This window comes from Klebsiella sp. YJ (assembly GCF_002108615.1).
GTDB classification, from domain to species: Bacteria; Pseudomonadota; Gammaproteobacteria; order Enterobacterales; family Enterobacteriaceae; genus Klebsiella; species Klebsiella planticola.
Window position 1 is genome coordinate 48,105 of sequence record NZ_MTEG01000013.1, and the last position, 13,285, is coordinate 61,389.

Sequence of the window (13,285 nt, forward strand, 5' to 3'; positions counted from 1 at the left end):
TGTCACAACCAGTAAACTATCCAGACAATTGATGACTTGACGAAGGCGCGACGGCTCCGGAGAATCCGTGCTTCGTTTTGATACCGGGCACATTATGCAAGCATTGCTGGAACATTTTATCACCCAGTCTACGGTCTATTCCCTGATAGCCGTGATGCTGGTCGCCTTCCTTGAATCACTGGCGCTGGTGGGGCTGATATTACCGGGAACGGTGATGATGGCCGGGCTGGGGGCGCTGATTGGCAGCGGAGACGTCAATTTCTGGCAGGCGTGGCTGGCGGGGATTATCGGGTGTTTACTCGGCGACTGGATCTCTTTCTGGCTCGGCTGGCGGTTTAAAAAACCGCTCCATCGCTGGTCTTTTATGAAGAAAAACAAGGCGCTGTTGGATAAAACGGAACATGCGTTGCATCAGCACAGCATGATCACGATTCTTATCGGCCGCTTTGTTGGCCCGACGCGGCCGCTGGTGCCGATGGTCGCCGGCATGCTCGATCTCCCGCTGGCGAAGTTTATTCTGCCCAATATTATTGGTTGCCTGCTGTGGCCGCCGCTGTACTTCTTGCCGGGTATTCTGGCCGGCGCGGCGATTGATATTCCCACCAATGAGCACAGCGGCAGCTTCAAGTGGCTGCTGTTGGCTGCCGCGCTGCTGGTTTGGCTGGCGGGCTGGCTGTGCTGGCGCTTGTGGCGCAGCGCGAAAATGCGCGATCGCCTGACGCGGCTCTTACCTCGCTCGCGTCTGCTGTGGCTGACGCCGGTGACGGTGGTTCTCGCCGGCGCAGCGCTAACCCTGGTGATTCGCCATCCTCTGATGCCTGTCTATCTCGATATTCTGCACAAGGTTATCGCGCGCTAATACCTAACAGGTGAGAGGCGCTGCTGTTGCCGCTGAGCAACGTTTCGGTCGCGCCGTCCCAGGCTATCCGCCCGTCGGCCACCACCAGCGAGCGCGGCGCGATGCGGGCGGCATCTTCCACGCTATGTGACACCATCAGCAGCGTCAGATGCTGACGCTGACAGACATCGCTCACCAGCGTCAGCATCTCCTGGCGCAGTGCGGGGTCGAGTGCAGAAAAAGGCTCGTCCAGCAGCAGGACCGGCTGTTCCCGGACCAGACAGCGCGCCAGCGCCACGCGTTGGCGCTGTCCGCCGGAGAGCTCGCCCGGTAATCTGTCCAGCAGTGAATCGATGCTCATTTGTCCGGCTATCGTCTGCAGGCTGGCGGTCTGCGCCGGGTTAAGCTTCAGCCCCGGATGCATCCCGAGAGCGATATTCTGGCGGACGGTAAGATGATGAAAGAGATTGTTTTCCTGAAACAGCATCGATACCGGACGCCGGGCCGGCGGCGTAGTAGTATGAGGCTGGTCGTTAATCAGAATCGTGCCGCTCACCGGGGGGAGAAAGCCGGCGATCAGATTGAGCAGCGTGCTTTTGCCCGCGCCGCTGGGGCCGAGCACGGCGAGGCGTTCACCCTGCTGGACGGAGAGCGTGAAGCGCATCGGCAGATGCTGGTAAAGCCAGGTCACATCATTCAGTTTTAACATCACGTCCCGGAAGTCTCTCAATCACGGTAAAGAGTAAAAAGCACAGCAGTAGCAGCAGCAGGGCAGTGACGGCGCCATCCTGGCTACGATAAGAGCCAATTTGCTGGTACAGATAGAACGGCAGCGTACGGAATTGTTCGTTACCGAACAGCGCCACGGCGCCGAAATCGCCGATGGACAGGACGCAGGCAAACGCCAGCGCCTGGGCCAGCGGACGCTTTAATGCGCGCAGCTCGATAACCCTCAAGCGGGTAAAACCGCTCATGCCCAGAGAGTGACAGAGCATACCGTAGCGGACGGCAATATCGCGCATCGGGTTTTCCAGCACCTTCAGGGCATAGGGGATAGCCATCAACGCATTGGTGAAGATCACAATCCCGTCGGCGGAAGCCGGCAGTCCAATACTGTTATTGAGCAATAAAAAGAAGCCGGTCGCCAGCACGATTCCCGGCATTGCAAGGATCAGCATACCGCTGAGTTCCAGCGTCTGGCCCGCCAGCGGTCGCTTACGAAGACGCAATTCACGGCTGCTCCACAGCAGCATCATCGTTAACATGACGCTGAGCAGACCGGCGGAAACCGCGATGCGTAACGAAGTGCAGAATGCCTGCCACAACGCGGGCTGCGCCAGGACGCTGAGCAGGTTGTTATTCAGACCGTCGACCACGACCGCCAGCAGCGGGGGCAGCAGTAACAGTAGCGTGAGAACGATCAGCGCGGTATCGCTCAGGCGACTGTGCAGGCGATCGTCCGGATCGCGCCAGCCGTGAACTTGCGTGGTGCCGATAGCAACGGCCTTGCTCAGGCGCTGGGCGAGAAGCACCAGCCCAAGACAGCAGACCATCTGGATCAGCGCCAGCATCGCCGCACGGGCCGGGTCATAATCAAAGTTCAGCGCCTGGTAGATTGCCAGCTCAATCGTTGTGGCCCGTGGGCCGCCGCCGAGCGACAGCACGGTGGCAAAGCTGGCGAAGCAGAGCATAAAGATCAGTGCCGCGACCGGGGGAATTTGCCGCCGTAGCCAGGGCCACTCCACCAGACGGAAAAAGTGGTAGCCGCGCATGCCCAGCTGGGCGGCGATCTGGCGCTGCTCTCCGGGGATATTCTCCAGCGCCTGCAGCAGCAGCCGGGTTGCCATCGGCATATTGAAAAAAACGTGCGCCAGCAGGATGCCTTGCAGTCCATACGGCGAGAAATCCCACTGCCAGCCGACGGCGTTAAACAGTGTCGCCAGCCAGCCCTGACGGCCATAGACGCTGAGAATACCAAAGACGGCCACCAGTACTGGCAGAATCAGCGTCATGGCGCACAGGCGCAGCAGCAGCGTACGCCCCGGGAAGCGACGACGATAGAGGGCGCGGGCGAGAAAAATCGCCGGTACGACGGAGAAGAGCGCGGAGAGAAACGCCTGCCAGAAAGAGAAACGGATAACGTGCCACAGATAGCTGTCGCTGAAAATCGAGCGCCACGACGCCTCCGGCGCACTGCCCCAGAGCGCGAGGAATGCGGCCAGTGCGACGGCGACCAGCAGCGCAGCGGCCGTCAGACCCGGCGCCAGCCAGCCGATATTTAGCGGCTGACGGCGCGTTGCCATGCATTAATCCAGTTTTGACGTTCTGCGGCGACCTGCTGCGGGGTATATTCCAGCGTGGTTTGCGGTTTCGGTAATGTCTCAAAGCCCGCGGGTAGCGCAACCTGGGTGACCGGATACATCCAGTTGCCGGTCGGGATGGCATTCTGGAACGCCGGAGACACCATAAACTTGAGGAATTTCTCCGCCAGCTCCGGTTGTTTGCTGGCGGCGGTGCGCGCGGCGACTTCAACCTGCAGATAGTGGCCTTCGGCGAAACTGGCGGCCGCGTACTGGTCTTTTTTCTCTTCAATGATGTGGTAGGCCGGCGATGTGGTGTAGCTAAGAACCAGGTCGCTTTCCCCTTTAAGGAACAGACCGTAGGCCTCGCTCCAGCCTTTGGTGACGGTGACGGTTTTCGCCGCCAGTTTTTGCCAGGCTTCCGGCGACTGCTCGCCATACACTTTTTGCATCCACAGCAGCAGCCCCAGACCCGGGGTGCTGGTGCGGGGATCTTCGTAGATCACGCGCCATTTTTGATCGCTTTCCACCAGCTCTTTCAGGCTTTTCGGCGGGTTTTTCAGCTTGTTTTTGTCGTAGACAAAGGCGAAATAGCCGTAATCAAACGGCACAAAAGTGTCGTTATCCCAGCCGCCCGGGACCGTGACCGCGCTGGCCGGTACCTGGCTTTTGGCGAACAATTTGCTCTGCGTAGCCGCTTCCAGCAGGTTGTTATCCAGGCCGAGTACCACATCGGCTTTGCTATTCTTACCTTCCATCCGCAGACGATTAAGCAACGAAACGCCATCTTCCAGCGCCACGAACTTCAGTTCACAGTTGCAGTCGGCTTCAAAGGCTTTTTTCACTACCGGTCCAGGGCCCCAGTCTGCCGAAAAGGAGTCATAGGTGTAGACGGTGAGTACAGGTTTAGCAAACGCGGGAGCGGCGACCAGCGCCAGCAGCGGGAGTAATTTTTTCAACACTTTGCACCTCATAAACAAAGGGGGGGCAAAGGATTTTGAGTAGGCCTCAAATCCCTTCGCCGGCGTTATCCGGATCAGGTTCGACGGGTATTTTCTCAGCCTATACACTTCATCCTTCGCGCTGCCTCTGCGTTAGCATCGCGTGTTCACCCCAGTCACATAGTTTTCTATGCTGCTGGGGATTCACTTGCTTGCCGTCTTGATGCAACCCGAATGAGATTATGTACGTATATCAGCACCCCGTTGAGAACGGCGATAGTGTAATGATTTTGTGAACTGACGGAAAGCGCTTCAGCGCCTGCCGGGAGGGCTATCAGGGATCCGGCGGCGCAAACCATGCGGATTTGAAATCAAACCAGCCGAGCGTATTCATTCTTACGCCACGCATACTGCGCTGCCCCTGGATCATCAGCCAGTGGTGGATCAGCGGCACGATGGTTTGATTGGCCAGCAGTTGCTGGCTCCAGGTCGCCGGGTTGAGCTCGCCTGCGTGCCAGCGACGGGCATCCTGCTCCCAGTCGACAGGAATACAATGTCGTATCAGCGGGACCTCATACAGTAAGGCAAACAGAGAAAAATCAATCGGTAGGGTAAAGTTGGCGCTGTTTAGCCAGATATCGCTGACCACCTCGCCACGGTGCCACTCTTCGTATTCCAGCTCCTGAATCTCCAGCTTGACCTGATGCTCCGCCAGCAGTGTTGCCATGATCCCGCCCATCACGCGGTGTTCGACGTGATCCCGATAGTAGGTGAGGGTGACAGACTCCAGCCCCGGCGGTTTTTCACAGGCATGACTGCGAGCGTGGTGCCAGCGGGGCAGCAGACCATAGGCCGGGAACCAGTTGCCCTGGTACTGTTCACCGGCGTGATACAGCAGATTGGCGGGCTGTAGCAGATAGCTGAGCCACTGGCGAACCGCGAGATTGCTGCCGAGGGGAGTGCGGGCATCAAACAGCAAATAGTAGCACCCTTCCTCCAGCCGGCTCTCAACCGCTTTCTCACTTTGCGTGGTCCCCTGTAGCGTCAGGCCGCCGTTGGGCTCTTCGCTAATCTCTGGCAGGACCCAGACGTTAACTTCATCAATTAACGCCCGGTAACCGAAATAATCGTCAAAAGCATGGATCTTCAGCTGGTTTTGATTGTTGCGCACCACCGCATAAGGCCCGGTACCTACCGGCATTGCCGAGAAATTCTCCATCGACTGCCATTCACGCGGCAAGACGACGGCCGACACCTGGCCGAGCAGCCACGGTAGCCAGCGATCGGGTTGCGTCAGATGTATATCCAGCGTCCAGGCGGTGGGGGAGGCAATACGTTCAATATGTGAGTAGAGCGGCAGATTGTTGCTGCGCTGCAACGAAGCAATGACATCCTCCATCTCCAGCTCTCTCCCGTGGTGAAAATGAATGCCGGGGCGGAGAAAAAAACGCCAGTGGGTGGGCGTAAGCTGCTGCCAGTGGTGCGCAATATCGGCTTCCAGTTCCCCGTTTTCCTCATTTACCCGCGTCAGGGCGCTAAAGATCTGCCTGGCGATATGGTTTTCCGAGCGGCGCAGCGCGCTGCCGGGGAGCAGGTTTTTCATCGGCCGGTAGTAGAGAACGCGCAGAATATGCCGCCCCTGACGGAAGCTGCGGCCCAGATGCGAGACCAGCATCTGACGAACCGCGGCCTTATCGCCCACCAGCTGGACCAGCTGATCGATACGATCCTGTTCCAGCAGATCCTCGGCCCGCTGCTGCTGCAGCGCCAGGCCGGTATACAGGAAAGCCAGCTTTGAACGTTTGCCGCGCCCGGCTTCCGCTTCCCAGGTTAACCAGCCGCGTTCTTCCATCATATTCAACAGCGTACGCATATGGCGGCGCGAGCAGCAGAGCATCTCCGCCAGTTCGTTAAGGGTTGTCTCCTGCGATTTACCTTCGCAGCACTGCCATAAGCGGATGAACTGTTGTTGCAGACGAGCAGAAGACATAAAAGGGGAACTCCTGATGAAAACTCAGCAATTTATTAATCCCTATATTAGGCCAATAATGCATTCCGATGAAGCGAGGAGGTGAATATGATGAGGTCTACCGCGAAACAGTTCTACCAACGCTACTTTTCTGCGACGCAGGACGCGTCATGGCTGGCCCGCCTGATGGCAGGGAGACAGCAGAAGATTCTTGGCGAGCTGATGCAGTGGGGAGTTACGTCACAGACCTCTGATCATTGACTTGCCCACATCATGTGTGACTGAGTATTGGTGTGTACTTATCCTCTTTCAGACCCAGGCCAGTTGACTGAGCCATAACGTTTCGGTCGCCAGCCTGTCACTTGAAATAGATAGAGTATAAAATCACCCGCCAGCAGATGACTTCTGCTGGCTTTTTTCGTTTTCTTCGCGTGCTTTAAGGACATGACATGCTCTGGTTGATGACGATGGGACGGCGGCTTAACGGTGTATACGCGGCGTTTATGCTGGTCGCTTTTATGATGGGTATTGCGGGCGCGCTGCAGGCGCCAACCCTCAGCTTGTTCCTCAGCCGCGAGGTGGGCGCACAGCCTTTCTGGGTCGGCCTGTTTTATACCGTGAACGCGATCGCCGGTATTCTGGTGAGTCTGGCGCTGGCGAAACGTTCCGATAGCCGGGGGGATCGTCGGCGGTTGATCATGTTCTGCTGTCTGATGGCGGTGGGCAACGCGCTGCTGTTTGCGTTTAACCGTCACTACTTAACATTGATCACCTGCGGGGTGATGCTGGCGTCGATTGCCAATGCCGCGATGCCTCAATTGTTCGCCCTGGCGCGGGAATATGCCGATAGTTCGGCGCGGGAAGTGGTGATGTTCAGCTCGGTCATGCGTGCCCAGCTGTCGCTGGCGTGGGTGATCGGGCCGCCGCTGGCCTTCATGCTGGCGCTGAACTATGGCTTTACCACCATGTTCGCGATTGCGGCCGGTATTTTCGTGATTAGCCTGGCGTTAATTGCCGTTAAGCTGCCGTCGGTTGCCCGGGTGGAACAGCCCACGGAAGCGGCGGGCGTCGTAGCGCAGGCCGGCGGCTGGCAAGATAAAAACGTGCGTATGCTGTTTATCGCGTCGACGCTGATGTGGACCTGCAACACCATGTATATCATCGATATGCCGCTGTGGATCAGTAGCGATCTTGGCTTGCCGGATAGTCTGGCCGGGATCCTGATGGGGACGGCGGCCGGGCTGGAGATCCCGGCGATGATCCTGGCGGGGTATTACGTCAAGCGCTGGGGTAAACGTAAAATGATGGTCGCTGCGGTGGCTGCCGGCGTGCTGTTTTATCTTGGTCTGATCGTGTTTCACGATCGTAGCGCGCTGCTGGCGCTGCAGCTGTTTAACGCCATTTTTATCGGTATTGTCGCCGGGATTGGCATGCTGTGGTTCCAGGATCTGATGCCGGGGCGGGCCGGGGCGGCCACGACGCTGTTTACCAACAGTATTTCCACCGGGGTGATTCTCGCCGGCGTGCTGCAGGGAGCGTTGTCGCAAAACTACGGCCACGCCAGCGTGTACTGGGTCATTGCCGCCATCTCGCTGCTGACGCTGTTTTTGACCAGCAAAGTCAAAGATATTTAGCCAGACGCCGCACCGCAGACTGCTGTGATGCGGCGTGCTTTCAGGACAGAATATTCATCATTTCCCGCAGCTGACGCACGGCAATTTGTCCGGGCGCCGACGCCTGGCCCACGCTGCCAAACGTCATCGCTGAGCCGAACAGGCGCCCGGTGACCCGGCTGACGCCGCCCAGTTTGCCCATCGACATCGTGATTAACGGGCGAGTGGCGTACTGCTCTTTCATGACCAGCGTGGCGGACAGTAATGTCAGCACATCTTGTGGCGACTGAGGCATGACCGCTATTTTCGGCAGATCGGCGCCCAGCTCCTGCATGCGGCGTAGCCGGGCGATGATCTCTTCCTGCGGCGGTGTTTTTTGGAAATCATGATTGCTCATAATCACTTTCACCCCGGCAGTATGAGCTTCGGCGATCAACGCCCGGATCGGCGCTTCATCATTGAAGAGCTCAATATCAATGATGTCCACCAGCCCGCTGGCGACGGCCAGGCGGTTGAGGGCGAAGTACGCGTCATCGCCGAGCTCCGTTGCACCCCCCTCTTTGTGGCTACGGAACGTGAACAGCAGCGGTATATCGGTGAGCAGCCGGCGAATCTCCGTCAGCGCCAGCAGGACCTGCTGCTGGTCATGGACGCGGATAAAGTGGTCGACGCGCCATTCGATAAGATCGGCCCCGGCCTCCGCCAGCGTAAGGGCATGGGCTTTCAGCTCATCGAGCGTCTGGCCGATGAGCGGCACGCAGATTAACGTAGCGCCTTCCTGAAAGGTGATATTTTTAATGGTGACAGCTGTCGTCATGTGAGGGTCCATCGGTCAGGGCCGGGCGGGCGTATTTCGGGTCATCATCCGCGCGAAAAAAGCTAAAAAAATGCCCGGTCACAGGACCGGGCTCGGGTATCAACGGCGTGGTTAGTTCATAAAGGCCGGCAGTTTGTTTTCGTAGGCTGAAATCGCCTCTTCGTGCTGCAGCGTCAGGCCGATGCTATCAAGTCCGTTGAGCATACAGTGGCGGCGGAAGGCATCAATTTTAAAGCTGTAGGTTTTGTCACCCGCTTTCACCAATTCGGATTCCAGGTCCACTTCGAACGTCATACCGGGGTTTGCCTGGACCAGCTTGAACATCTCGTCGACCTGTTCATCGCTCAGCGTCACCGGCAGCAGCTGGTTGTTAAAGCTGTTACCGTAAAAGATATCGGCGAAGCTGGGGGCGATAACCACTTTAAAACCGTAATCGGTTAATGCCCACGGCGCATGCTCACGGGAGGAGCCGCAGCCGAAGTTTTCCCGCGCCAGCAGGATCGATGCGCCTTTATACTCCGGGAAGTTCAGGACGAATTCCGGGTTGGGCTGTTGTCCCCGATCGTCAAGAAAACGCCAGTCGTTGAACAGATGCGCGCCAAAACCGGTGCGCGTCACTTTCTGCAGGAACTGCTTAGGAATGATCGCATCGGTATCGACGTTTGCGGCATCCAGCGGAACCACCAGGCCCGTATGTTGGGTAAATTTCTCTGCCATGATGGTCTCCTTATTTGATGTCGCGGATATCGGCAAAATGGCCGGTCACGGCTGCCGCTGCGGCCATAGCCGGGCTGACTAAGTGGGTACGTCCGCCGCGGCCCTGACGGCCTTCAAAGTTACGGTTGCTGGTTGATGCGCAGCGCTCGCCGGGATTCAGGCGATCGTTGTTCATGGCCAGGCACATGGAGCAGCCCGGCAGGCGCCATTCAAAACCGGCTTCGATAAAGATCTTATCCAGGCCTTCGGCTTCCGCCTGAGCTTTCACCGGGCCAGAACCCGGAACCACTAATGCCTGTACGCCCGGCGCGACCTTACGGCCTTTAGCGACTTCGGCCGCGGCACGCAAATCTTCAATACGCGAGTTGGTACAGGAGCCGATGAACACTTTATCGATCGCTACGTCGGTTAACGGGATACCCGGCTTCAGGCCCATATAGGCCAGCGCTTTTTCCGCGCTCGCCCGCTCGACCGGATCGGCGAAAGAGGCCGGGTCGGGAATCATCTCGGTGACGGAGATGACCTGGCCGGGGTTGGTGCCCCAGGTAACCTGCGGGGCAATCTCTTCAGCCTGCAGGGTCACGACGGTATCAAAGGTGGCGTCAGCGTCGGTTTTCAGGGTTTTCCAGTATTCAACGGCAGCGTCGAAGTCCTGGCCTTTTGGCGCATGCAAACGGCCCTTCACATAGTTAAACGTGGTTTCATCCGGCGCGACCAGACCGGCTTTCGCACCCATTTCGATGGCCATATTGCACAGCGTCATACGACCTTCCATGCTCAGATCGCGAATGGCTTCACCACAGAACTCCACCACGTGACCGGTGCCGCCGGCGCTACCGGTTTTGCCAATGATGGCCAGCACGATATCTTTGGCGGTGATGCCCGGCGCCGCTTTGCCATTAACTTCAATCTTCATGGTTTTGGCGCGGCCCTGCTTCAGGGTCTGAGTCGCCAGGACGTGCTCAACTTCGGAGGTGCCGATACCGAAAGCCAGCGCGCCAAACGCGCCGTGAGTGGCGGTGTGGGAATCGCCGCAGACGATGGTCATCCCCGGCAGGGTGACGCCCTGTTCCGGCCCCATCACGTGGACGATACCCTGGTACGGGTGGTTCAGATCGTACAGCTCAACGCCGAACTCTTTGCAGTTTTTGATCAGCTCCTGCATCTGAATGCGCGCCATTTCACCGGACGCGTTGATATCTTTCGTCTGAGTGGAAACGTTATGGTCCATGGTAGCGAAGGTTTTCCCCGGCTGACGAACCTGACGGTTGTGCGCGCGCAGGCCGTCAAAGGCCTGTGGCGAGGTCACTTCATGCACCAGATGACGATCGATATACAGCAGCGGGGTTTCGTTTTGCGCCTCATAAACGACATGCGCATCAAACAACTTTTCGTATAAGGTCTTCGCCATGATTACACCCCTTCAGCGACATAGCGGGCAATGATATCGCCCATTTCATCGGTACTGACCGCTGCCGTTCCCCGCGCTAAATCGCCGGTACGCACGCCTTCTTCTAATGCACGGTTGATCGCATTTTCAATCGCGGTTGCCGCGTTATCGGCATCCAGGCTGTAGCGCAGCAACAGCGCCAGAGAGAGGATCTGCGCGATAGGGTTAGCGATATTTTTACCAGCGATATCCGGGGCTGAGCCACCTGCCGGTTCATACAGACCAAAACCTTGTTCATTGAGGCTGGCCGACGGCAGCATGCCCATTGAACCCGTGATCATGGCGCATTCGTCAGACAGGATGTCGCCGAACAGGTTGGAGCACAGCAGAACGTCGAACTGGGACGGGTCTTTAATCAGCTGCATGGTGGCGTTGTCGATGTACATATGCGCCAGCTCAACGTCCGGGTATTCTTTGGCGACTTCGCTGACTACTTCGCGCCACAGAATGGATGACTGCAGAACGTTCGCTTTATCGATAGAAGTCACTTTATTACGACGTTTGCGCGCGGACTGAAACGCGATATGCGCGATGCGCTCGATTTCAAAGCGATGATAGACCTCGGTATCAAATGCTTTTTCGTGTTGACCGCTGCCTTCGCGGCCTTTCGGCTGGCCGAAGTAGATGCCGCCGGTTAATTCGCGGACGCACAGAATGTCGAAGCCGTTTGCCGCGATATCCGCGCGCAGCGGGCAAAACTCTTCCAGCCCCTGGTACAGCTTCGCCGGACGCAGGTTGCTGAACAGTTTGAAATGTTTACGCAACGGCAGCAGCGCGCCGCGCTCCGGCTGACCGGCCGGCGGCAGATGTTCCCATTTCGGGCCGCCTACGGAGCCGAACAGAATCGCATCGGCCTGCTCACAGCCTTCTACGGTTGCCTGCGGCAGCGGGGTGCCCTGACGGTCGATAGCGATGCCGCCGACGTCATACTGACTGGTGGTAATGCGCATATCAAAACGGTGACGAACGGCTTCCAGTACTTTCATCGCCTGGTTCATGACTTCCGGGCCAATGCCATCACCTGGCAAAACAGCAATATGGTAATTCTTCGACATTACACGGTTTCCTTCTTGTTCTCGTTATTTTGAGCTTTGCGTTGCAATTCTTTTTCGACTTCTGCTGCGCGCCAGATATTGTTCAGCACGTGAACCATGGCTTTCGCGGAGGATTCAACGATATCCGTCGCCAGACCAACGCCGTGGAAGCGACGACCGTTGTAGGTCACGACGATATCTACCTGACCCAGCGCGTCTTTGCCCTGACCTTTGGCGTTCAGGTCATATTTGACCAGCTCAACGTCATAGCCGGTGATACGGTTGATTGCCTGATAAATAGCGTCGACCGGACCGTTGCCGTTAGCGGCTTCCGCTTTGGTCTCTTCACCGCAGACCAGTTTTACCGAGGCCGTGGCGATATCGCTGGAGCCTGACTGCACGCTGAAGTAATCCAGACGGAAATGCTCCGGCTCTTCCTGCTGTTTGTTGATGAACGCCAGCGCTTCCAGATCGTAATCAAAGACCTGGCCTTTTTTGTCTGCCAGCTTCAGGAATGCGTCGTAGAGGTGATCCATGTTGTAGTCGGTATCTTTGTAGCCCATCTCTTCCATACGGTGTTTCACTGCCGCACGGCCGGAGCGGGAAGTCAGGTTCAGCTGCACCTGATTCAGACCGATGGATTCCGGGGTCATGATTTCGTAGTTTTCGCGGTTCTTCAGCACGCCGTCCTGGTGGATACCGGAGGAGTGGGCGAAGGCGCCGGTGCCGACGATGGCTTTGTTCGCCGGGATCGGCATGTTGCAAATCTGGCTGACCGTCTGGCTGGTACGCCAGATTTCATTGTGATTAATGCCGGTGCGGACATTCATAATGTCTTTGCGCACCTTGATGGCCATAATCACTTCTTCCAGCGAACAGTTGCCCGCGCGCTCACCGATGCCGTTCATGGCGCCTTCGACCTGACGCGCGCCGGCGTGGACTGCAGCGATGGCGTTGCCGACGGCCAGACCTAAGTCGTCATGGGTGTGCACGGAGATGATGGCTTTGTCGATATTAGGGACGCGATCGTACAGGCCGGTAATGATGTTAGAGAACTCGAACGGCATGGTGTAGCCGACGGTGTCCGGGATATTAATCGTCGTGGCGCCGGCGTTGATGGCGGCTTCTACCACGCGCGCCAGATCGGCGATCGGCGTACGGCCCGCATCTTCACAGGAGAATTCGACGTCGTCGGTATAATTTCGTGCGCGTTTAATCATATAGATTGCGCGCTCGATGACCTCATCCAGGGTGCTACGCAGCTTGGTGGCGATGTGCATCGGCGAGGTGGCGATAAAAGTGTGAATGCGGAACGCTTCAGCGACTTTTAAGGATTCTGCCGCCACATCAATGTCTTTCTCGACGCAGCGGGCCAGGGCGCAGACGCGGCTGTTTTTGATGGTACGCGCGATGGTTTGTACGGACTCGAAGTCGCCAGGAGATGAGACCGGGAAGCCGACTTCCATCACATCAACGCCCATCCGCTCCAGGGCCATCGCAATCTGCAGCTTCTCTTTCACGCTCAGGCTGGCCTGTAACGCTTGCTCCCCGTCACGTAAGGTCGTATCGAAAATAATGACTTGCTGGCTCATGGTTTAGATCCTTA

12 protein-coding genes are annotated in these 13,285 nt (G+C 57.5%); 3 read left to right on the forward strand and 9 right to left on the reverse strand.

Annotated elements, in window-relative coordinates; translation table 11 throughout:
* Positions 1-94: 94 nt before the first annotated feature.
* Entirely contained in the window at positions 95-859 is a 765-nt protein-coding gene (locus tag BV390_RS14800; RefSeq protein WP_032689573.1) for a DedA family protein, read from the forward strand.
* Here the strand turns inward: BV390_RS14800 and thiQ are convergent.
* From thiQ to sgrR, 4 genes are all read right to left on the reverse strand, one after another.
* A complete protein-coding gene (gene thiQ, locus BV390_RS14805) occupies positions 846-1,547 on the reverse strand; it encodes a thiamine ABC transporter ATP-binding protein ThiQ (protein ID WP_047664033.1) in 702 nt (233 codons plus the stop codon). The genes BV390_RS14800 and thiQ overlap by 14 nt on opposite strands.
* On the reverse strand, positions 1,531-3,141 hold the full coding sequence (thiP, locus tag BV390_RS14810; protein WP_032697250.1) for a thiamine/thiamine pyrophosphate ABC transporter permease ThiP: 1,611 nt from the start codon (positions 3,139-3,141) through the stop codon (positions 1,531-1,533). The genes thiQ and thiP overlap by 17 nt, the downstream gene beginning before the upstream one ends.
* Entirely contained in the window at positions 3,117-4,100 is a 984-nt protein-coding gene (thiB, locus tag BV390_RS14815) for a thiamine ABC transporter substrate binding subunit (protein ID WP_046853104.1), read from the reverse strand. The genes thiP and thiB overlap by 25 nt, the downstream gene beginning before the upstream one ends.
* Before the next feature lie 313 nt (positions 4,101-4,413).
* Entirely contained in the window at positions 4,414-6,069 is a 1,656-nt protein-coding gene (sgrR, locus tag BV390_RS14820; protein WP_032689496.1) for an HTH-type transcriptional regulator SgrR, read from the reverse strand.
* 87 nt (positions 6,070-6,156) lie between these two features.
* Here sgrR and sgrT point away from each other — a divergent pair, with 87 nt between their 5' ends.
* Positions 6,157-6,309, forward strand: a complete 153-nt coding sequence (gene sgrT, locus BV390_RS14825) for a glucose uptake inhibitor SgrT (RefSeq protein ID WP_004857824.1) — start codon at positions 6,157-6,159, stop codon at positions 6,307-6,309.
* Between the two features lie 188 nt (positions 6,310-6,497).
* A complete protein-coding gene (locus BV390_RS14830; RefSeq protein ID WP_032698168.1) occupies positions 6,498-7,682 on the forward strand; it encodes a sugar efflux transporter in 1,185 nt (394 codons plus the stop codon).
* 40 nt (positions 7,683-7,722) lie between these two features.
* On the opposite strand, the gene aroD is transcribed toward BV390_RS14830, so the two are convergent.
* The 5 genes from aroD to leuA form a co-directional block, all read right to left on the reverse strand.
* The gene (gene aroD, locus BV390_RS14835; protein ID WP_032689494.1) at positions 7,723-8,478 is read right to left on the reverse strand and encodes a type I 3-dehydroquinate dehydratase; all 756 of its coding nucleotides are present in this window, start codon (positions 8,476-8,478) and stop codon (positions 7,723-7,725) included.
* Positions 8,479-8,589: 111 nt separating this feature from the next.
* Positions 8,590-9,195 carry a 3-isopropylmalate dehydratase small subunit gene (gene leuD / locus BV390_RS14840; RefSeq protein ID WP_032689493.1) on the reverse strand — a complete coding sequence of 202 codons (606 nt, stop codon included), beginning with the start codon at positions 9,193-9,195 and terminating at the stop codon, positions 8,590-8,592.
* 10 nt (positions 9,196-9,205) lie between these two features.
* Positions 9,206-10,606: a 3-isopropylmalate dehydratase large subunit gene (gene leuC, locus BV390_RS14845; protein ID WP_032689492.1), complete on the reverse strand. Its 1,401-nt coding sequence runs from the start codon at positions 10,604-10,606 to the stop codon at positions 9,206-9,208.
* Positions 10,607-10,608: 2 nt separating this feature from the next.
* Positions 10,609-11,700 carry a 3-isopropylmalate dehydrogenase gene (leuB, locus tag BV390_RS14850; RefSeq protein ID WP_032689491.1) on the reverse strand — a complete coding sequence of 364 codons (1,092 nt, stop codon included), beginning with the start codon at positions 11,698-11,700 and terminating at the stop codon, positions 10,609-10,611.
* Positions 11,700-13,271: a 2-isopropylmalate synthase gene (gene leuA / locus BV390_RS14855; protein WP_032697254.1), complete on the reverse strand. Its 1,572-nt coding sequence runs from the start codon at positions 13,269-13,271 to the stop codon at positions 11,700-11,702. Before leuA ends, leuB begins: the two co-directional genes overlap by 1 nt.
* Between the last annotated feature and the right edge of the window lie 14 nt (positions 13,272-13,285).

Coding starts and splice junctions, on each gene's coding strand:
- BV390_RS14800 (WP_032689573.1), top strand. CDS start 95: ATGCAAGCATTGCTGGAACATTTTATCACCCAGTCTACGGTCTATTCC.
- thiQ (WP_047664033.1), bottom strand. CDS start 1,547: ATGTTAAAACTGAATGATGTGACCTGGCTTTACCAGCATCTGCCGATG.
- thiP (WP_032697250.1), bottom strand. CDS start 3,141: ATGGCAACGCGCCGTCAGCCGCTAAATATCGGCTGGCTGGCGCCGGGT.
- sgrR (WP_032689496.1), bottom strand. CDS start 6,069: ATGTCTTCTGCTCGTCTGCAACAACAGTTCATCCGCTTATGGCAGTGC.
- sgrT (WP_004857824.1), top strand. CDS start 6,157: ATGATGAGGTCTACCGCGAAACAGTTCTACCAACGCTACTTTTCTGCG.
- BV390_RS14830 (WP_032698168.1), top strand. CDS start 6,498: ATGCTCTGGTTGATGACGATGGGACGGCGGCTTAACGGTGTATACGCG.
- aroD (WP_032689494.1), bottom strand. CDS start 8,478: ATGACGACAGCTGTCACCATTAAAAATATCACCTTTCAGGAAGGCGCT.
- leuD (WP_032689493.1), bottom strand. CDS start 9,195: ATGGCAGAGAAATTTACCCAACATACGGGCCTGGTGGTTCCGCTGGAT.
- leuC (WP_032689492.1), bottom strand. CDS start 10,606: ATGGCGAAGACCTTATACGAAAAGTTGTTTGATGCGCATGTCGTTTAT.
- leuB (WP_032689491.1), bottom strand. CDS start 11,700: ATGTCGAAGAATTACCATATTGCTGTTTTGCCAGGTGATGGCATTGGC.
- leuA (WP_032697254.1), bottom strand. CDS start 13,271: ATGAGCCAGCAAGTCATTATTTTCGATACGACCTTACGTGACGGGGAG.